The organism is Paraburkholderia sp. C35 (assembly GCF_003121405.1).
In the GTDB taxonomy this organism is placed as follows: Bacteria; Pseudomonadota; Gammaproteobacteria; order Burkholderiales; family Burkholderiaceae; genus Paraburkholderia.
Genome location: NZ_QBUY01000039.1, coordinates 1 through 18659 on the forward strand (window position 1 = coordinate 1; position 18659 = coordinate 18659).

The window sequence follows — 18659 nt, forward strand, 5'->3', positions numbered from 1 at the left end:
GACTTGCTGCTCGCACGCAAGGAACCGGAAGGCGACCTCGCCGACGCCGATGTCGCGCGGGTGCTGGAGATGCTGCGCACTGTGTGATTCACAGTTGCAGCGTCACAGCAGAAGTAAAAGCAGCGCCTCTCACTCCTCTTCTCGCTGTCGGGCGGGCTTGATCGCCGGCCCGACACGAGACCCACTTCTACCGATCGCGGCTTGCGCAACTCAGCGCGAGCGTCCGTCGTAATGCGTGACGGGCAACGCATCGATATCGATGTCTTCCAGGCAACGCACGTTGATGGCCGCCATCGCGCGACCGTCGGGTGCAATCGCTTCGGCATACGGATGCATGCCGCACTCCGGGCAGAAACGATGACTGATCGCGTGCTTGTTGAACAGGTACGTACTGGCGTTTTCCGCCGGCGTCTTCAGATGCAGATCTTCGACAGGAACGAACCACATCAGCCCGCCTTTGCGCTGGCAGATCGAGCAGTTGCACGCCATAACCCCTGTTGGTTCGCCTTCGACTTCAAACGCGATCCGTCCGCAATGACAGCTTCCCTTGTGCGACATGGCGATCTCCTGATGTGTGAATGAAGGTGCCCCTGCGCTACTCAAGCCATATGCACAGTGTGACACAAAGCAGTCTATGGCCGTCCACCGAACCAGGAGACGTTCTGTCATGGCGGCGTATGATCACGTAGACCAACAGGACGGAGCAGAATCATGACCTCGCAGCAGCGCTATCTCGCCGACGCAATCGAACTCGCCTATAACAACATCGAACAGGGCGGACGACCGTTCGGCGCTGTCATCGTCAAGGATGGCGAAGTCGTCGCGACTGGCGTCAACGAAATATTCCGCACGAACGATCCGACGTCGCACGCGGAATTGAACGCGATACGTGCCGCGAGCGTGAAACTCGGCTCTCCCAATCTCGCGGGCTGCACGGTGTATGCGAGCGGACATCCATGTCCGATGTGCCTTGCAGCAATGCGTCTCGCGGGCATCGGCGAAGTGGTGTACGCGTATTCGAATGAAGATGGCGCGCAGTTCGGACTATCGACTGCAGCGCTCTACGCCGATCTGGCGAAGCCGCTCGCCGAGCAGGCGATGAAGATCCACTATGAGCCGTTGCGTCTCGAAGCGCACGGCGACCTTTACGCAGAGTGGAAAGCGCGTCAGGCGTGAACCCGTTTGCGCGTCAGGCTGCGAAGCGTACGAAGCGTGCGCTCGGTAGCGCAATCTGATGCGTCCACGCGGCCAGTGTGCGCGCCACGACGGGCGCCTTGCTGAGAATCGCGCTGTCGTACACCTTGCCTGCGAAGCGCACGGCATCGACGATGCGAAAGCCCTGGCCGCGATAGAACGCAACCAGATGTGAAGCGGGATACGGTGTGTCGAGCGCCAGTTCTGCGTATCCACGTGTTGCCGCCCAGTGCTCGGCAAACGCCAGCAACGATTTACCGATGCCGCGGTTCTGCCACGAAGGATCGATGGCCAGTTGGCGTATCGTCGCGACATCATGCCGGTGATAATGCTCGCACGCCGATTCTGCATCGGTTGCATAGAGCGTCATGGTGCCGATGATCGTGCCTCCGCTCACCACCACGAAGCAATCGCCGCGCTGCGCGCGTAGCTTCGTGACAGCTACATCCTGATCGACACACGTGCAGTTCAAACCCATCATGCCGAGCCGTGCAAAGGCGCGATGCAGCATAGTCGTCAGTTGCTCGTATGAATCGCGCGCTGGATCGAAGCGCCGCAGCACGATGTTGCCGATGCCCTTTTTTACGTGAGCAAGCGGTGTGTGCTTTGCGATAACCGCATGGCGCTTCGACATGATGCTTCTCTCCAGACGTGCTGATTGAACTGAAGTCTAGAGTTGGCCTATACGTGCCACAAGAAAAAATGTCGTAAAGATTTGCGCGACGATTGATCGTTTCTTTACGTATTGGCCATGTAGATTTACGCCATTTTTACGCGCGCTATTCTTCAATCTCGAAGCGCCAATACGCCTCAGCGGTTCTGAATCAGCAAACCTAGCGGCGCAAGTGGACCTACGGGAATCAGCTGATACTTCGCAAAGCCACCTTCAGCAAGCGGCAGGGCCTGCACGGTCGTCTGCGCTTCATCGAGCGATTCGACGTTCATCAGGAACACCACGCCCGGCGCATCCGAGCGATACCAGAACTGCTCGATCTTGCCGTCGAGATACAGCTTGAGCGTCGCGGGCACCTCGTTCGGCATGATCTGTCGCCGCTGTTCCGGCGTAAGCGGCTGGACGATCGACGCGATGGCGATGACTTTCATGGAACTCTCCTTGCGGTAGTGCGCAAAGCTGCGCGATGGAGAGCAATGTAGTCTTCCGCCCGAAAAAGCTGTATCGTCGCATATGACAACTTTAGGGTCATTTGCGTCATGCGTATTGTCGTACTCGCACTCGATGGAGTGTTCGATACCGGACTCGCCGTGACACTCGATTCACTGGGCGCGGCAAACCGGCTGGCTTCTCGCATGATGGGGGGAACGCCGAAATTCGACGTCACCGTGGTGGGCGTGCGCAAGCGCGTGCGCTCGGGACAGGGCTTCTCGATCCCCGTGCAGACGATCACGCCTGATCTGAAACCGGACTGGGTGATCGTGCCCGCATTGGGTAAAACGGTGCCTGAAGAACTGCTGCCCGCGCTCGAACGCACTGACGTGAAGCAGGCCACTGCGCAACTGGTGAAATGGCGGGCTGAAGGCGCATTGATTGCCGCTTCGTGTATCGGCACGTTTCTGCTCGCGGAAGCGGGTCTGCTCGATCATCGGGAAGCGACCTCGACCTGGTCGCTTGCGCCGCTATTCAGGCAGCGCTATCCGAAGGTCAAGCTCGACGAATCGCGCATGCTCGTCGCAACCGATATCGGCGTGACGGCGGGCGCGGCTCTGGGGCATCTCGATCTCGCACTGTGGCTGATCCGCAAGGCAAGCCCGGAACTCGCGACCCTCGTATCGCGCTATCTGTTAGCCGATATCCGTTCACTGCAAGCGCCGTACATCATTCCCAACCATCTGGCGATGGCCGACCCGCTCATGCAGCGCTTCGAGCGATGGGCGCGGGACAATCTGAAAGAAGGCTTTTCGCTGCAGGACGCTGCCGGTGCGCTGGCAACGAGTGCGCGCACCTTGCAGCGCCGTTGTCAGGAAGTACTCGGCAAATCGCCGCTCGCATACTTTCAGGATTTGCGCGTCGAGCGGGCGCAATCGCTGTTGCATGCCAGCGGTCTAGATCTCGAAGCGATCGCCGCAGAAGTGGGTTACGAAGATGGGGCAACGTTGAGAACGCTGCTGCGTCAGCGTCTGGGAAGAGGCGTGCGGGAGTTGCGCGCAGACTTGCGTTAATAGCGGAAAGTACTCGAATGGATAAAAGAGGAAGATCTCTTTGGATCTTCCTCTTTCGTCACGCATCGCCTAGTCGTACAGTACTGCCGCGATCTTCGGGTCGGTCATATTGGTCTTGTCGTACCAGTAAAAGCCGGTATCGACTTTCTTCGGCAGCTTGGTGCCTTTCAGCGCCAGCACAGCCGAATCGACCACGCATTTGCCAATGCCAATCGGGTTCTGTGTGATCGCGCCCGCCATCAGGCCGGACATGATGTCCTCTTTCTGCTCCTTGCCCGAGTCGTAGCCGATCAGCACGAGCTTCTTGCCCGATTCCTTCACGCCAATCGCCGCACCTTCCGCCGAGCCCTCATTGGCGCCGAAAATGCCTTTGAGGTTCGGATTCGCCTGAATCATTGCCTTGGCGATTTCCGCCGACTTCAGGTGATCGCCGCCGCCATACTGGACGGAAACGATCTTGACGTTCGGATGCTTCGACTTCATTTCGTTCAGGAAGCCATCACGCCGATCCACACCTGTGCGACTGGTCTGATCGTGCACGATCACGCCCACTTCGCCCGAATCGCCGATCATCTCGGCCATCTTGTCGGCGGCTAGCGCTGCGGCGGCGATATTGTTCGTTGCGCAGGTCGTCAGCGGTATATCGCTGTCGACGCCGGAGTCGAATGCGATCACAGGAATCTTGCTGGCCTGTGCGCGCTTGAGCAGCGGAATCGCAGCCTTGCTGTCGAGCGCGGCGATGCCGAGCGCCTGCGGCTTCTTCGCGAGTGCCGCCGACAACATGTCGATCTGCTTGTCGACCATCGCTTCCGTTTCGGGGCCTTCGAACGTAATGCGCACGTTATGTTCTTTCGCGGATTGCTCGGCGCCCGCTTTCACGGCTTGCCAGAATTGATGCTGGAAGCCCTTGGAAATGAGGGGTATATACGGTTCTTCCGCGTACGTCATGCTGCTTGCGCCAACCAGCGCGCCAACGCCGACTGCGATACTCACTAGTCTTCTTTTCAACATGGTTTCTCCTCCTAAGGTAGGCTATCGACCTCCAGCCGTTGAGAGAGCCTTGCGGTACTCCCTTTTCTTCGATGTTCTTATTCGGTTCTATACGTTAGCGTTTTCTGCGCCGCAAAATGTCGGCGTAGACGGCGAGAATGATGATGAGACCCGTCACCACGATCTGCCACTCCTGCGCGACCGACATGATGCGCAAGCCATTGGTCAGCACGCTCATGATGAATGCGCCAATGATGGTGCCGAGTATCGTTCCCGAGCCGCCGCTCAGCGATGTGCCGCCAATCACGACTGCCGCGATCGCTTCCAGTTCGTAACCCTGACCGAGCGCCGGTTGCGCCGAATTGAGCCGCGACGCGATCAGCAGGCCGGCGATGCCGCAAATCGCGCCGCCCAGGCCGTAGATCGCAATCTTCCATCGGTCCACATTCACACCCGACAGACGCACGGCCTCTTCATTGCTGCCAAGCGCGAAGGTATAGCGGCCAAGCGCGGTGCGATTGAGCGTGATCGAACTGACGATAGCGAGCACGAACAGAATCAGCACGGCGTTCGGCACAGGCACGCTCGGCAGGAAGTACGCGATCAGCGAGTCCTGCGAGATCATGTAGAAGTTCTCTGTGTCGGTGAAGTAGATGGGTTTATCGACCGACACGACCAGCGAAAGCCCTTTGAGCAGAAGCATCATGCCCAGCGTTGCGATAAACGGCGGTATTTTCATTTTCGCCGTCAACGTACCCGAGATCGTGCCGCACAGCGCGCCCGTGACGATGGCGGCGAGCACGCCCATCCACATCGGCAGATGCCAGTTGGTGAGAAACACGCCGCAGATCACGGCCGTGAATGTCATCAGCGTGCCAACGGAAAGATCGATGCCGCCCGTGATAATGACAAAAGTACTCGCAATGGCCAGTACGCCATTCACGGCAGTCGCCTGCAGAATGCCGAGGATGTTGTCCATCTGCATGAATGCCGGCGATGCGAAGCTGAAAAAGATCAGCAGCAGAATCAGGCTCGTGAAGGCGAGCAGCTTTTGCAACGCGGTTGGTGAAAAGAAGCGGGCCTTCAGGCCTGTCGTGCGTCTTTCGTTGGACAGTGCCGCTGTATCCGATTGCAGTGCCATGTATCGGTCCTCTCGAGGCTCAAGCCGCTTTCAATGATTCGCGTTGGGTGGCGAGATGCATGATGCTTTCCTGCGTGGCCTCGCTGGCGGACAGTTCGCCTGTGATACGGCCTTCGCACATCACCACGATACGGTCGCTCATGCGCAGTATTTCCGGCAATTCCGATGAGATCATCACGATCGCTTTGCCTTGCGCGGCAAGCGAGCGCAACAGCTTGTAGATCTCGCTCTTTGCGCCGACGTCGATGCCGCGGGTCGGTTCATCGAAGAACAGGACGTCGCAGTCGCGCTCCAGCCACTTCGCAATCACGATCTTCTGCTGGTTGCCGCCCGACAGCAGCCTGACGGGTTGCGTGGCGGAAGGCGTGCGGATCGCCAGCAGGCTGATGAAATGCGAAGCGCGTTTGCGTATCTGCGCGCGGCGCAGGAAAACATTCAGCGTAAGAAACTTGCCGAGATTCGACATCACAATGTTCGATTCGACATCCATGCCTGTCGCCAGGCCGAAGCGCTTGCGGTCTTCGGAGAGATAACCGATGCTGTGCGCGACGGCATCGCTGGGCTTTTTGATGGGTGCCTTCGCGCCTTTCACGAAGATCTCGCCTGATTCGATCGGGTCCGCGCCGAACACCGCGCGCGCGACTTCCGTGCGGCCCGCACCCATCAGCCCCGCAAAGCCCAATATCTCGCCTTTGCGCAGCGTGAAGCTCACATCTCTGACAAGTGGCCCTGCATTCAGGTGCTTCACTTCCAGTGCAATGTCTCCCGTGCTTTGCGAACCCTCGTATTGAGCGGTATCCGCGAGCGTGCGGCCCACCATCATGCCGATGATTGCGGACACGCTGGTGTCGGCGGTGGTGACGGTGGCGACATATTCGCCGTCGCGCATCACGGTGACACGGTCCGAGATCTGCTTGAGTTCATCCATCTTGTGCGAGATGTAGATGATGCCGACACCCCGATGCTTCAGTTGATGGATGATGCGAAAGAGTTCGGCGATTTCCGCGTCGTTGAGTGCAGAGGTCGGCTCGTCCATGATGAGCACGCGCGAATCGAACGACAGCGCTTTCGCAATCTCGACCATCTGCTGGCTCGCCACCGTCAGCGAACCGACAATAGTGCGCGGATCGAGATTCACATGCATGCGGGAAAGAATCTCGCGTGCCTGTGCATTGAGTTTGTCTTCGTCGAGAAACAGGCCGAAGTGCTTGCGCGGCTCGCGACCAATGAACATGTTCTGCGCAACGGTCAGATGATTCATCAGTTGCAGTTCCTGATGAATGATGCCGATGCCCAGTGCCTGCGCTTCGCGAGGGCTGGTGAAATCGACGGGCTTGCCGTCGTAGAGCATCTCGCCGGAATCGCGCGTGTAGACGCCCGCCAGTATTTTCATGAGCGTCGATTTGCCTGCGCCGTTTTCGCCCATCAACGCATGCACTTCGCCCGCCATGAGTTCGAGCTGCACTTCGTGCAGCGCTCTCACGCCCGGAAAGCTCTTGCAGAGCTTTTTAACGGATATGAGCGGTGTCATGGCATGACGATCTTGCAAAAAGAAGCCGGAAACATGACCGAAGTCCTTAGGGTGCGAAGAGATCAGGTCTTTCGTGAGCGGACCGGTGCAATTCCGCTACCACCTCATCCAGATGATCGTGCATTGCTTTTGCAGCCGTGTCGGCGTTGCCGGCACGAATGGCGGCGAATATCTGTTCGTGTTCGTCGAGCGTATGGACGAGCCGCTCCGGGCTCGCCAACAATTGCCTTGCGCGATCCAGTGCATTGCGCGATACCGCAACGATTTCTTTCACGCGCGGCAGATTCACCGCGTCGAGCATGATTTCGTGAAAGCTCAGATCGAGTACATGAAATTCCAGACGGTTGCCGTTGCCGGCTACCGCGCGTTGTTGATCGAGATTGACGGCAAGAGCCTCGACGATCGCGCTGTCGTTCATCCGGGCCACAGCACGCACGGTCTCGACCTCTAATGCGCTGCGTATGAACAGATGCTGACGAATATCGTGCAGTGCGATGGGTTTGACGCGCGTGCCGCGCTGCGGCAAAACTTCAACGAGACCCGCATGTTCGAGTCGCGCCAATGCAGCAGAAACGGGAAAGCGCGAGACGCCCATGCGCTCGCACACGGCCAGCTTGTCGATCATCATTCCGGGTTCCAGCACCAGGGTCACGATCGCTTCTCTCAGCGCCTGTTCCACCGCGTCGGTCAGGCTGCCGCGTTCGCCGCCTTTGACCTTTTGCAGTGCGACATACGGATTGCTGGCGGCACTCGCGACATCTGACGAAGAGCTCACGGCACGCTTGATTTCGTGAAGACATGCTAGCATGCTAGGAAGCGGATTGAGTGTTGTCAACGCGTGCAAACGCCTGGTATCAGCCTGATATCGCTTATCAGGGTGTACCCGGATACTGCATGCATAAGCGGTTCGTCTTCGCTAGCAGGCCCATGCCGATAGCCATCCCCTGGAGGGTGCTCAGATGACCACGATCACGAAGCTTTCCGTTCGCGACATCCGTTTTCCCACATCCCGTTCGCTCGATGGTTCCGACGCAATGAATGCCGCGCCGGACTACTCCGCCACTTACGTCACGCTCGAAACCGATTCTCCGCAGCAGCTGACGGGTCACGGACTGACCTTCACAATCGGGCGCGGAAATGAAATCTGCGTGACAGCCGTGAATGCGCTGACGCCGCTGATCGTCGGTAAAAAGCTCGAAGATATTGCCGCGAATATGGGCGCATTCTGGCGCGCCTTTACATCGGATAGTCAATTGCGCTGGATCGGTCCCGACAAGGGCGCGATTCACCTTGCAACGGCAGCCGTGGTTAATGCCGTGTGGGATCTATGGGCGAAATCCGTTGGCAAGCCCGTGTGGAAACTGCTTGTCGACATGACGCCGGAAGAACTCGTGCGCTGTCTCGACTTCCGTTACGTGACGGACGCCATCACGCCATACGAAGCGCTGGCCATGTTGAACCGTCACGCAACGACCAAAGGCGAGCGCGAGAAGGAAATGCTCGCGCAGGGCTATCCCGCCTATACGACTTCGGCAGGCTGGCTCGGTTACGACGACGACAAGATTCGCCGCCTCGCGCGTGAAGGCGTGGCGCAAGGGTGGACGCATTTCAAGCAGAAAGTGGGCGGCAATCTTGAAGAAGATGTGCGGCGCGCGCGTATCCTGCGCGAGGAAATCGGCGAGAACCTCAAGCTGATGATGGACGCGAATCAGGTGTGGGATGTCGATGAAGCCGTTGCGAACATGCGGCGTCTCGCGGAATTCGACCCTTGGTGGATCGAAGAACCGACCAGTCCTGACGATGTACTCGGCCACGCGGCGATCCGTCAGCGGTTGGGAAGCATAGGCGTCGCGACGGGCGAGCATTGCCAGAACCGCGTGATGTTCAAGCAACTGCTTCAGGCTAACGCCATCGATTTTTGTCAGATCGACAGTTGCCGTCTGGGCGGATTGAACGAAGTGATTGTCGTGCTGCTCATGGCGGCGAAATTCGGCGTGCCGGTGTGTCCGCATGCGGGCGGTGTCGGGCTGTGCGAATACGTGCAACACATTTCGCTGTTCGACTATATCTGCGTGTCGGCTTCGCTGGAAAACCGCGTGCTCGAATATGTCGATCACCTGCACGAACATTTCGTCGATCCCGTCGTGATTCGCAACGGCCACTATATGCCGCCGCAAAAGCCGGGCTATAGCATCGAGATGAAAGCGGCATCGCTCGATACATATCTCTTTCCCGATGGCAAGGCGTGGCAACCTTGAGGTAACGGAACAGTCATATGACAGCGCACGTTGTGAAAGCTTTCGTATTCGATGTATTCGGCACGCTGGTCGATTGGCGCGGCGGCGTCGCGCGTGAAGCGGCTGTGTTTCTGAAAAATTACTCACAAGGCGCACACAATGCCGAAGCATTTGCCGATGCCTGGCGTGCGCGTTATCAACCAGCGATGCAACGCGTGCGCAGTGGCGCGCGTCCGTTCACGAAGCTCGATGTATTACACCGGGAGAACCTGGAAGAAGTACTCGGCGAGTTGGGCATCGACATCTCGCGCATACCTGCCGAAGCAATCGACGAACTCAATCTTGCGTGGCATCGGCTCGATCCGTGGCCGGATACAGTCGAAGGACTCACACGGCTTAAATCACGCCACATCATTGCGCCGTTGTCGAACGGCAATATCAGGTTGATGATCGACATGGCGAAGCATGGCGGCCTGCCATGGGACGCGATTCTTGGTGCAGAAGTCGCGCAAGCCTATAAGCCGTCGCCTGAGGCCTATGAGCGCACGGCCGCCGTGCTCTCGCTGCGGCCCGAGGAGGTGTGCATGGTCGCGGCGCACAACAGCGATCTGGCGGCTGCGCAAAAGTGCGGGCTGAAAACGGCATTCATGCCGCGCCCTCTCGAACACGGCGCGTCACAAACTACTGACCTGAAAGCGGAAGGGAATTGGGATTGGGTCGCAAGCGACCTCGTGGATCTGGCGAAGCAACTTGGCGTATGAATAGAAAAACGGCATGACGGCGTGCATCGCCATCATGCCGTTTCAACACGCGGTAATTACTTCAGGCGCGTCTTGATCTCGTTCGCGAGTTGCTTCGTCGCGGCTTGGGTCGGTGCATCGGCAGCCAGTGCATTGAGCAGGCCGAAATCGTGGATCGTGCCGTTGTAGCGGGTCGTCGTGACTTCGTTACCCGCTGCATCGAGCTTGCGTCCATAAGCTTCGCCTTCGTCACGCAGCACGTCGAATTGCGCGACCTGGATCAACGCAGGCGGCAGCCCCTTCAACTCTTCTTCCGATGCGCGCAACGGCGATGCGTAAATCTGTGCACGCTGTGCCGGATCCTTCGTGTACGCATCCCAGAACCATTGCATCATCGGGCGCGTCAGGAAGTGCTTGTCGCGATACGCGAGATACGAGCCGTCGTTGAAGTTGGCGTCCGTCACGGGCCACATCAAGCCCTGGAAGCGGATGTCAGGGCCATGCTTGTCTTTCGCCATCAGGCTCACGACAGCCGCCATATTGCCGCCCACGCTGTTGCCCACCACAGCCAGTCGGCTGCCATCCACACCGATGTCATTGCCATGCTCGGCCACCCACTTCGTCGCGGCATAAGCCTGATTGATCGCGACGGGGTAGCGTGCCTCGGGTGACGGCGTGTAGTTCACGAACACGGCCACCGCGCCGGACTGCACGACGAGATCGCGCACCAGACGTTCATGGGTCGGGAAGTCGCCGAGAATCCAGCCGCCGCCGTGGAAGAACATGAACACCGGCAATGTGCCCGTCACGCCTTGCGGACGCACGATCGTCACCGGCACGCTAATGCCGTCTTCCTCGATGGTGCGATTCGACACGTCGATACCCGACAGATCGACCTTCACGCTATTCTGCGCATCGACCAGCACCTGGCGCGCTTTCGCGGGCGGCAGCGTGTTGAGGGCAGGGCCCGTGCCGCTATTCAGCGCTTTCAGGAAATCCGTGGTGACGCGATCGGGCGTCGGCTGGGCAGCGGGCGTTGCAGCGATCGCGCTGACGGCGCTGACGGCAAGTGCGACGGCGACGACGAGGGGCTTGAGGCTTTTCATGTTATTGCTCCGTTGTTCTGTTGGGTTCTTTTGATAAGGCGAAGTCGATCAAACCAGCGTCAGCGTGACGTCGATGTTGCCGCGCGTTGCGTTCGAGTACGGGCACACGATGTGCGCTTTGTCGATCAGCGCCTGAGCCGCGTCGCGGTCCATGCCGGGCAGCGAAATCTTCAGTTCCACTTCGATGCCGAAACCATTCGGAATCGCGCCGATGCCAACGCTGCCGTCAATCGATACGTCTGCCGGAATCGCTGTCTTGTCGCGCGCTGCGACGAATTTCATCGCGCCGAGGAAACAGGCGCTGTAGCCCGCGGCGAACAGCTGTTCCGGGTTAGCGCCTTCGCCGCCTGCGCCACCGAGTTCACGCGGCGTCACCAGCTTGAAATCGAGCTTGCCTTCGGGAACGACGGCACGGCCGTCACGGCCTCCCGTGGCGTGAGCGTGGGCGCGGTACAGAACTTTTTCGATCGACATGATGTAACTCCTGCTGGCAATGATTGAGTGAACCTGCAATGTGTCGGTCTCGTTTGCTATCTACTACTAGATAGATAAGCGGACCTACCTCTGTGCTTCAGCGACATTTCTCTACAACCGGTATTTATCTACTAGAAGATAGATAACCGGGTCAAACAAAAGGCGGTGTACGACAACCGCCTTGAATACCGCTACTTCGAAACCTTCCATGAAGCCTCGACGTCTTCGAGCCGGGCCTTCGTCCTGAACAGCCGGCTGGCCAGCACGCTGCCCTGATAGGCGGCGTACAGTGCCCGCGCGGCGTTTTCAGGCTTGCCGTTGACGTGCAGCGAACGTTCCTTCACGCCTTGCGCCAGCACCTTCGCGAGCCAGCTTTCATTGGCCTTGAAGAACGCTTGCACGGCGGCCCGCACGTTGTCGGGCAATGCCTCGATATCCGCGGCCAGCATGCCGCACAGACAGATCTGGTCGCCCTCGCCAAGCACTCTGCCAAACAGCTTCGTGTACTTGCCGAGCTTCTGATCCGCCGGAAGAGAAGCGTCGATAGAACCGAGCGCGCCGAGAATCTCGCTGCTGTACTGGCTGACGGCTTCGAGCACCAGATCGTCTTTCGACGGGAAATAGTAGTGGATGCTCGACGTCTTCACACCAACCAGTTCCGACAGATCGCGATAGCTGAACCCGTTGTAACCGCGCAGCATCATCAACGTGATGGCGTGGTCAACAATCTGTTCGCGGACGGTAGTGGTCGGTTCCATGGGTTGAACTTTATCTACTCATAGATAGAGAGTCAAGTACCATTTTCATGAACGCACTGTTTCACTGGAACGACGATCGGGATCAGGCTTTCGCGGCAGGTGCCGCGAAAGCGACCGCCCGAACCTCACGGATAAACGATGGGCGCTTCGAGCAGGCAGCCAAACTCGGCCGCGAACTCGACCGACACACGCGCATGAACGGCGCCCTGCTTGTCGAAGAAACGCTGCGTCCCGCCAAGCGTGAACACGCCTTCGTGCCAGATACACGGATGGATGTAGAGACCCTGGCGTCCGTCGAAACGGAAGCACACGAACTTCTCCGGCGTAATGTCGTCACCGGGCAGCGCCAGCGGCACGTAGAACGGACGCTGATCGAGCGGGAAAAACAGTTGCCCGCCGTCGGGATGGTAGTTCGCGTGCCACAGCAGCATGCGTTCCGGCGCGTTGGTGTGCTCCTCGCGCGCATCGCCTGGTTCCGTCGCGTAGGCGAGCACATAGTGGCCGCCCACGGCCTCGTTGGAACCATAGAGCACGTCGCCGCGCCATTCGCTGACGAACACGCCTTCCGTCGTGCCCGCTTCGTCGCCCGTGCCTGCGTCGATGGGACGTGTGCCCGTGGCGGGCCACTGCACGATTTCGACCTTGCATTCGTCGGGCGCGTCCACCAGCCTGCCGTAGCCTTCGAGCGTGACGGGCGTCGCGTCGACGACGGGCATCGTCACGCGACGAAGCCCGGAAGGCAGGGCAGGATTGAGGTAGTCGATGGGAGTGGACATCGTAAGAGCCTTTGCAGATTCAGAGTGTGGGAGCGGCGCGCGGCAGATGATACACAAACGCCGTGCACAGCGCCGGGTGCGTGTTTTCAGGCGCTGACGGAACTGTCAGGTACCGCCGCCTCGCTCACTTTCACTTCGCGCAACGACCGGCTCGCCTTCGCGATCGCGCGCGACAGCCGCGCGATTTCGTTGAACTGTTCGATCATGTCATTGGCGAGACGGAAGTTGACGGCATCTTCCTCGCTACGCAACTGCAGCACCGACATGATGTGCGTGCGCGCGGCATCGGCTTGCGCCTCGATTTCGGGCTTCGCTGCGACGATCCGCGTCACCGTCTCCGCGTCCGGATGCGTGACCGTTTCCACAGCGAGTGCGAACCGTTCGATCACGCCAGTCGCGAAGCGCGCGGTCTCGTCGCTGCGCAGCCTCGCGATATCCGCGCCTTGCGCGAGCCGACGCTGGCTCAGCGCGAGCATGCTGGTGGTGGCCACCTCGCGGATCGCATCGAGGCAGGTGGCGATGCGCGCGAGATCGATGAGCTGGCGGCCTTCGTCGTCGTTGTGAACGGCGTCGGAAAGCTGGCCCACGTAGGTCAGGATGGCTGTGCTCAGGCTGTCGGCGGCTTTGTCGTCGTCGGTCAGTGTGGCGAGCGTCTGTGCGGTGCCCTCGGCCAGCAGCGCGACACTACGCTGCACCAGCTGCTCGACCTGCGTTCCGAGCATGCCTAGTTCGAGTTGCACGCGGGTGATCGCGAGCGCGGGCATGTCAACCAGCGTCGGATCCAGATAACGCGGCGCGCCGGGGTTCTGCCACGCTTTGCGCGAGGCCGGCGCGAGTTTTTCCGCGAGCTTGCCGATGGGGCCGGTGAACCAGATCAGCACCAGCGTGCTGAAGACGCTGAACACGGTGTGCGCATTGGCCGCCTGGCGCGGCGTCTCGGCCGCGAGGCGCGCGGCACCCGTGAGTTCCGGCGCAGAAGGCGAGATCGCGCGAACGAAATCGGCGAATTGCGGAATGATGAACGCGAAGAACAGCACGCCCAGCAGGTTGAAGAGCAGATGCACGATGCCGACCTGCGCCGCTTCCGCCGACTTGCCTATCGACGCCAGCAGCGCGGTGCCGCACGTGCCGACATTGGCGCCGAGAATCAGCGCGATGCCGGATTCGAGCGGTATCAGCCCCTGACTGCCGAGCGCGATGACGATGGCGAGCGTCGCCGCAGAACTTTGCACGATGGCCGTGAACACCGCGCCGATCGCAATGCCGATCAGCGGATTGCGCATGTCCTGCATGATCGCGATGAAGGGCTCGTAGTTGCGCAGTGGCCGCGTCGCATCGCCCATCATTTCGATGCCCAGGAACAGCAGGCCGAGGCCGAGCAGCACGCCGCCCAGTTCGCGCAGCAGGTCGCGTTTGGCGAAGCCGTACATCAGAAAGCCGACGGCAAGCAGGAAGGGCGTGATCGCGGAGATGTTGAAGGCGATGATCTGCGCCGTCAGCGTCGAGCCGATATTGGCGCCCATGATCATGGGGATCGACTGTTGCAGCGTCATCAGTCCGGCCGATACGAAGCCAACCAGCAGGACGGTGGTGATGGTCGAGGAATTGAGCAGCGCGGTGATGCCCGCGCCCGCGAGAATGCCGCGAAAGCGGCTGGCCGTGAGCGTGCCGAGCAGCGACTGCAGACGCGAGCCGGCGATGGCTTTCAGCCCGCGCGTCATCAGCTCCAGCCCGAACAGAAACAGGGCGAGGCCGCCGACCAGCAGGCCGACGATTTCGATCAGGTTCAGATTGGCACCAGGCTGCATGACATGACGTGTCCCAAGCCAGCGATCGTGCCATTGTACGGATTTCCGCGCGTCCTTACGCCGGAGGGCTAGAAGCTGATCGTCGCAGTGATCGTGTCGCTGTAATTGCCGGGCTGCGGCGTGTTCTGCGGCGGTACGCGTCCATACATCGTGAACGACGCAGTGTTGCCCGTGCCGACGCCCGTGACGGTCGATGTGCCGTTGGAGTTGTCGCCCCACGGCGTCGCATAACCCTGGTCCGTATAGATCTGGTAAGCGACGCCGCCGCTGCCGCTGGTGGGCTGCATCGCGCGCGCGGCGACCTGTCCGCTCGATCCTGCATTCAGGCTGATGCGGTAGGCGTCGCCGTTGGTGCACTGGGCCGTGATCGAGCCGGTGGCCGTCAGCGCGCTATTCAGCACGCCCGCCGCCGGAAATGTGATGTTGCTCGCGCTGATGTTGCAGTTGTTGATGACCGTCGCGCTGGCGGCGAACGGAAACGCCCCGCCGTTCGAAGTTAGCGACGAGCAGCCGGGAGGGCCAAGCACGCCGAGCAGGTAGTAGCCGTAGGACATCGATGTCTCGGTGCCGCTGAACGTGTGCGAGTAAGTGGTATCGCCATTGTTCGCGCTCGGCACGGTTGGCTGGTTCGGCGCAATCTGGCCGTAGTACTTGAGCGTGACGGTCGTACTGGTGCCGAGCGCGGGTTGTGACAGGTTGACTGAAATTGGCGTGGTCGCCGCCGCTGTCGATCCCCATGAAATCGTATGCGCCTCGTCTGCGTAGAGATCGTATTGCATCGTCGCGCTGCCGCCCGACATGAGCAGCGTGCGCGGTTGCGCGGCAGTGAGGTTCAGGCAGACGAGCGCCGTCGGTGCAAGCGACACGATAGTCCAGTTGCAGGTCACGCTGATGGTGCCCGAGCCGTTCACGGCGGCACGGGTGATCGGGCTGACCGAGCCGAAATTGATCGGCGAGACGGTGGCGGAGCAGGTCTGCGCATACGCGCGCGTGGGCAGCAGGACGGCCAGCGCGCACAGCATCGCCCCGATCAGCAGGATCAGCCTGCGGCGCAAGGCACGCGAAGCGTACGAAGCGCACGATGAGCATGACGATCGTGTCATGGTGTGTCTCCAGAAACGGGCCGGCAGGTGAGCGGGCCGTAGGTGGGCAGAGAGGCGTCGGTGGGCCGCACGTATGGGAACTCGACCGCGCAATGCAGTCGTCCCGCCTTCACCAGCAGATGGTTGTCGGCCTGCAGGTTGTCGACGAACGTGAGGCCGTCGTAACCGACGATCGTGTCCGTGCCGCTTTCCACCTGATGCACGCGCGTGCCGGCCGGCAACAGCTTGCCGTCCGGGCCTTGCAGGATCAGCGACGCCGCGCGGTACTGCGTGATATGAAAGTTCGCCAGCACGCCCGATTGCGACTGCGGCACGACGTTCGCGCTGCTCGACGCGATGCGTGCCTGCGCGGGCAACCCCATGCTGTCGATACCGAGCAGATTGCTCTGATACGCATTGAGATCCGGCACGAGCAGATGACCATTCGAATCGGTCTTGCCGATCAGCCGGTTTTCGTGCAGCACGGGCACGCCGCTGACGCCATCCGTCGAGACCAGCGCGAAGCCATCGTCGATACGCCGCGCGGGCAGCACGGAGCCATCCATCAGCACGAATGCGCCGCTCACGTCGAGCGATGCGGCGACGTGGCCGTTCATCGTCTGGCCTTGCGCGGTGACCTGCCCGTAGCGGCCGAGGTATTGCGCCATCGCCTGCTGATAACGGATCGCGTTGCTGCCGCCGTCCTGCACGGTCCAGCCCCAGCCGCCGTCGTAATCGGGCACACGCGACGCGTTGACGTTATACGTCGTCGTGTCGTTGGTGCGGCCCGCGCTGCCATTGATCGAGGTCTTGTTGCCGAGCGCGAAGCTCGCGCTGAGAAACACGCCCGACGACGCATTCGCCGAGAAGTTGCGAAACGTCGACATCGTGACGGAAGCAAGGCTGCGAAAGTTGACCGTGTACGACAGCGACGCGATATGCGCAGGCTGGATCTGCGGATAGCGATAGCCCACGTAACTGAGCGCCATCGTCTGATTGCCGGGCAAGGGCACGCTGACGGTCGCGCGGTCGGTGCTGAGCGGCACGGGCGCGCCGTCGCGTGCCGCGAGGTCGCCGTAGTGGCGCGTGGCGCGCAGCGTGTCGAGTTCGACGGAAAACGCCGGCTGGATCAGCTGATAGCCGAGCCCGACCTGAGCGCCGTCGAAGCGCCCGCCGGAGGCCGCGAGCGAACCATTGAATACGCCGAGTGTGCCGAGCCGGAAAAGCGCGCCTGCGCCTGCATCGAGCAAACCGCTCGCGGCTTCCGCATGCGCCTCGAACGTCAACTGGTCGCTCACGCCGCGTCGGTACGATGCGCTCGCGACAGGGCGCGTGTCGTAGTTGAACGAATCGACGCCATAGGCACGCCGCAGAAAACCCGCTTCGACGGAATGCGCGGTGATGCCGGCTGCGAGCAGACGCGTATCGATGTAGAGCGGCACCGTGGTCGCGACGGCGCGGCCGAGCGCATCGCGCGTGACGACGGTCGCTTCGCCGCCACCCGTGATGCCCGGCACGTTGTTGATGACGAACGGCCCGCTCGGCACCGAGCCGCTGTATTGCCGCACGTTGTTCACATAGAGTTCGACGGAGGACGGCACCACGCTGGAGCCGGACAGCGTCGGCACCGGAAACGTGATGAGATCGGGGCGCAGCGCGAAGTTGCTGCGCCACTGAAACCCGCCGATGCGCATCGAGCGGCTCCAGTCGAGCGACGATGAAATCGTGTCGCCGAGTTGTGTCGTCGACAGCGATGCCGTATTCGAACTGCGCCACCATGTATCGAAACGCACGTAGCGGTGCAGATCCTGATAGAGATACGCGGTGCCTGTGTTGCTGAACACGCCGCCCGGCGCGAAGAAGCGCTCTTCAGTCCATATCGCAAGCCGCGCGGCGTTGGCATCTTCCGCGTAGGCGTCGTAGTTCAGCACGAAGCCGCGCGATGCACTGGCGGGCGGCACCTTGCCGAGCGCGCGCATGTCGAGCACGTAGGCCTTATGCAGCGCATCGGGCGCTTCGATGTCGATCGACTGGTTCACGACGTCGTAGCGATAGTGCAGGCCGGGCAAGGCGTCGAGCGGAATTTCGGTGGTGTCGGTATTGTGTGTTGCATCGGCTTGCGATGGCGGCAGGCGCAGGCCGAGTGCATCGAGATCGGCGGGCGTGGCGTACAGCTTGCCGTCACGCTCGTGAAAATGCGCAATCAGCGCGGTGCGTTGTCCGTCGAGCGAGACGTCGAGGTAGAGGTCGCCGTTGCGCGGCTTCGTTCTCGCGCGGTGGCGGATGGGGCGCGTCATGTCGTTATCCGGTGTCACTGCGGCTGCGTCCGATGCTGCGTCCGGCGCCAATGATCCGGCGTTCGCCTGCGCACGCGCGTGCACGCACGCGAGCGCGCATAGCGCGGCCGCGAGCGCGATCGTCGTGAGCTTGCGGGTGTCGTCGCGCTGTCGGCGCGGTGTCCTGAGCGAACGTGACGCGACAGCAGACGCCGCATCGAGTGAGGCTGGCTGTTCGTAGGACATCGTGGGACGAGGACAGGCCGCCCGCGCCGGGACACCGACGTGGCGTCTCATGCGAGCGTTGCCTCATGGCAATGGAGCAGACAATCGGATGCATGCACAAAGGCACGCATGCATGCGCGAGC

Annotated in this window: 18 protein-coding genes; 4 read left to right on the forward strand and 14 right to left on the reverse strand. The window is 60.8% G+C overall.

Annotation, left to right across the window (positions count from 1 at the left end):
- Positions 1 to 210 precede the first annotated feature (210 nt).
- Positions 211 to 558 carry a GFA family protein gene (locus DK391_RS22280; RefSeq protein ID WP_109480151.1) on the reverse strand — a complete coding sequence of 116 codons (348 nt, stop codon included), beginning with the start codon at positions 556 to 558 and terminating at the stop codon, positions 211 to 213.
- Between the two features lie 153 nt (positions 559 to 711).
- Here DK391_RS22280 and DK391_RS22285 point away from each other — a divergent pair, with 153 nt between their 5' ends.
- Positions 712 to 1176 (forward strand): nucleoside deaminase, encoded by a 465-nt coding sequence (locus DK391_RS22285; RefSeq protein WP_109480152.1) that lies wholly within the window; start codon positions 712 to 714, stop codon positions 1174 to 1176.
- A gap of 13 nt (positions 1177 to 1189) precedes the next feature.
- On the opposite strand, the gene DK391_RS22290 is transcribed toward DK391_RS22285, so the two are convergent.
- Together DK391_RS22290 and DK391_RS22295 are read right to left on the reverse strand one after the other, a co-directional pair.
- The gene (locus DK391_RS22290) at positions 1190 to 1828 is read right to left on the reverse strand and encodes a GNAT family N-acetyltransferase (protein ID WP_109480153.1); all 639 of its coding nucleotides are present in this window, start codon (positions 1826 to 1828) and stop codon (positions 1190 to 1192) included.
- Between the two features lie 176 nt (positions 1829 to 2004).
- Entirely contained in the window at positions 2005 to 2298 is a 294-nt protein-coding gene (locus DK391_RS22295) for a hypothetical protein (protein WP_109480154.1), read from the reverse strand.
- A 108-nt stretch (positions 2299 to 2406) separates the two neighbouring features.
- Here DK391_RS22295 and DK391_RS22300 point away from each other — a divergent pair, with 108 nt between their 5' ends.
- The gene (locus DK391_RS22300) at positions 2407 to 3372 is read left to right on the forward strand and encodes a helix-turn-helix domain-containing protein (RefSeq protein ID WP_109480155.1); all 966 of its coding nucleotides are present in this window, start codon (positions 2407 to 2409) and stop codon (positions 3370 to 3372) included.
- 69 nt (positions 3373 to 3441) lie between these two features.
- On the opposite strand, the gene DK391_RS22305 is transcribed toward DK391_RS22300, so the two are convergent.
- The 4 genes from DK391_RS22305 to DK391_RS22320 form a co-directional block, all read right to left on the reverse strand.
- Positions 3442 to 4383, reverse strand: a complete 942-nt coding sequence (locus DK391_RS22305; protein WP_109480156.1) for an ABC transporter substrate-binding protein — start codon at positions 4381 to 4383, stop codon at positions 3442 to 3444.
- A 94-nt stretch (positions 4384 to 4477) separates the two neighbouring features.
- A complete protein-coding gene (locus DK391_RS22310; protein ID WP_109480157.1) occupies positions 4478 to 5503 on the reverse strand; it encodes an ABC transporter permease in 1026 nt (341 codons plus the stop codon).
- Between the two features lie 19 nt (positions 5504 to 5522).
- A complete protein-coding gene (locus tag DK391_RS22315) occupies positions 5523 to 7034 on the reverse strand; it encodes a sugar ABC transporter ATP-binding protein (protein WP_109480203.1) in 1512 nt (503 codons plus the stop codon).
- A gap of 46 nt (positions 7035 to 7080) precedes the next feature.
- Positions 7081 to 7842: a GntR family transcriptional regulator gene (locus tag DK391_RS22320; RefSeq protein WP_109480158.1), complete on the reverse strand. Its 762-nt coding sequence runs from the start codon at positions 7840 to 7842 to the stop codon at positions 7081 to 7083.
- Positions 7843 to 7993: 151 nt separating this feature from the next.
- On the opposite strand from DK391_RS22320, the gene DK391_RS22325 reads away from it, so the two are divergent.
- A complete protein-coding gene (locus tag DK391_RS22325; protein ID WP_109480159.1) occupies positions 7994 to 9292 on the forward strand; it encodes an L-fuconate dehydratase in 1299 nt (432 codons plus the stop codon).
- Positions 9293 to 9309: 17 nt separating this feature from the next.
- A complete protein-coding gene (locus DK391_RS22330) occupies positions 9310 to 10032 on the forward strand; it encodes a haloacid dehalogenase type II (RefSeq protein WP_109480160.1) in 723 nt (240 codons plus the stop codon).
- A gap of 56 nt (positions 10033 to 10088) precedes the next feature.
- Here the strand turns inward: DK391_RS22330 and DK391_RS22335 are convergent, their stop codons facing one another.
- The 7 genes from DK391_RS22335 to DK391_RS22365 form a co-directional block, all read right to left on the reverse strand.
- On the reverse strand, positions 10089 to 11117 hold the full coding sequence (locus DK391_RS22335) for an alpha/beta hydrolase (RefSeq protein WP_109480161.1): 1029 nt from the start codon (positions 11115 to 11117) through the stop codon (positions 10089 to 10091).
- A gap of 48 nt (positions 11118 to 11165) precedes the next feature.
- Positions 11166 to 11591, reverse strand: a complete 426-nt coding sequence (locus DK391_RS22340) for an organic hydroperoxide resistance protein (protein ID WP_109480162.1) — start codon at positions 11589 to 11591, stop codon at positions 11166 to 11168.
- Between the two features lie 191 nt (positions 11592 to 11782).
- Positions 11783 to 12349, reverse strand: a complete 567-nt coding sequence (locus DK391_RS22345) for a TetR/AcrR family transcriptional regulator (protein ID WP_109480163.1) — start codon at positions 12347 to 12349, stop codon at positions 11783 to 11785.
- 125 nt (positions 12350 to 12474) lie between these two features.
- Complete coding sequence (locus tag DK391_RS22350; protein WP_109480164.1) at positions 12475 to 13125, reverse strand: ureidoglycolate lyase; 651 nt, start codon at positions 13123 to 13125, stop codon at positions 12475 to 12477.
- Positions 13126 to 13211: 86 nt separating this feature from the next.
- Positions 13212 to 14933 (reverse strand): Na/Pi cotransporter family protein, encoded by a 1722-nt coding sequence (locus DK391_RS22355; protein ID WP_109480165.1) that lies wholly within the window; start codon positions 14931 to 14933, stop codon positions 13212 to 13214.
- A 68-nt stretch (positions 14934 to 15001) separates the two neighbouring features.
- Positions 15002 to 16036: a spore coat U domain-containing protein gene (locus DK391_RS22360; RefSeq protein ID WP_109480166.1), complete on the reverse strand. Its 1035-nt coding sequence runs from the start codon at positions 16034 to 16036 to the stop codon at positions 15002 to 15004.
- Positions 16033 to 18537, reverse strand: coding sequence for a fimbria/pilus outer membrane usher protein (locus tag DK391_RS22365; protein ID WP_239482915.1), 2505 nt, complete (start codon positions 18535 to 18537; stop codon positions 16033 to 16035). Before DK391_RS22365 ends, DK391_RS22360 begins: the two co-directional genes overlap by 4 nt.
- Positions 18538 to 18659: the final 122 nt, after the last annotated feature.

What these genes read in the sequence shown, in the direction of transcription:
- DK391_RS22335 (WP_109480161.1), bottom strand. Translation starts at nt 11,117, where the DNA reads ATGAAAAGCCTCAAGCCCCTCGTCGTCGCCGTCGCACTTGCCGTCAGC.
- DK391_RS22290 (WP_109480153.1), bottom strand. Translation starts at nt 1,828, where the DNA reads ATGTCGAAGCGCCATGCGGTTATCGCAAAGCACACACCGCTTGCTCAC.
- DK391_RS22315 (WP_109480203.1), bottom strand. Translation starts at nt 7,034, where the DNA reads ATGACACCGCTCATATCCGTTAAAAAGCTCTGCAAGAGCTTTCCGGGC.
- DK391_RS22360 (WP_109480166.1), bottom strand. Translation starts at nt 16,036, where the DNA reads ATGACACGATCGTCATGCTCATCGTGCGCTTCGTACGCTTCGCGTGCC.
- DK391_RS22285 (WP_109480152.1), top strand. Translation starts at nt 712, where the DNA reads ATGACCTCGCAGCAGCGCTATCTCGCCGACGCAATCGAACTCGCCTAT.
- DK391_RS22355 (WP_109480165.1), bottom strand. Translation starts at nt 14,933, where the DNA reads ATGCAGCCTGGTGCCAATCTGAACCTGATCGAAATCGTCGGCCTGCTG.
- DK391_RS22365 (WP_239482915.1), bottom strand. Translation starts at nt 18,537, where the DNA reads ATGTCCTACGAACAGCCAGCCTCACTCGATGCGGCGTCTGCTGTCGCG.
- DK391_RS22345 (WP_109480163.1), bottom strand. Translation starts at nt 12,349, where the DNA reads ATGGAACCGACCACTACCGTCCGCGAACAGATTGTTGACCACGCCATC.
- DK391_RS22320 (WP_109480158.1), bottom strand. Translation starts at nt 7,842, where the DNA reads ATGCTAGCATGTCTTCACGAAATCAAGCGTGCCGTGAGCTCTTCGTCA.
- DK391_RS22340 (WP_109480162.1), bottom strand. Translation starts at nt 11,591, where the DNA reads ATGTCGATCGAAAAAGTTCTGTACCGCGCCCACGCTCACGCCACGGGA.
- DK391_RS22305 (WP_109480156.1), bottom strand. Translation starts at nt 4,383, where the DNA reads ATGTTGAAAAGAAGACTAGTGAGTATCGCAGTCGGCGTTGGCGCGCTG.
- DK391_RS22350 (WP_109480164.1), bottom strand. Translation starts at nt 13,125, where the DNA reads ATGTCCACTCCCATCGACTACCTCAATCCTGCCCTGCCTTCCGGGCTT.
- DK391_RS22330 (WP_109480160.1), top strand. Translation starts at nt 9,310, where the DNA reads ATGACAGCGCACGTTGTGAAAGCTTTCGTATTCGATGTATTCGGCACG.
- DK391_RS22280 (WP_109480151.1), bottom strand. Translation starts at nt 558, where the DNA reads ATGTCGCACAAGGGAAGCTGTCATTGCGGACGGATCGCGTTTGAAGTC.
- DK391_RS22295 (WP_109480154.1), bottom strand. Translation starts at nt 2,298, where the DNA reads ATGAAAGTCATCGCCATCGCGTCGATCGTCCAGCCGCTTACGCCGGAA.
- DK391_RS22325 (WP_109480159.1), top strand. Translation starts at nt 7,994, where the DNA reads ATGACCACGATCACGAAGCTTTCCGTTCGCGACATCCGTTTTCCCACA.
- DK391_RS22310 (WP_109480157.1), bottom strand. Translation starts at nt 5,503, where the DNA reads ATGGCACTGCAATCGGATACAGCGGCACTGTCCAACGAAAGACGCACG.
- DK391_RS22300 (WP_109480155.1), top strand. Translation starts at nt 2,407, where the DNA reads ATGCGTATTGTCGTACTCGCACTCGATGGAGTGTTCGATACCGGACTC.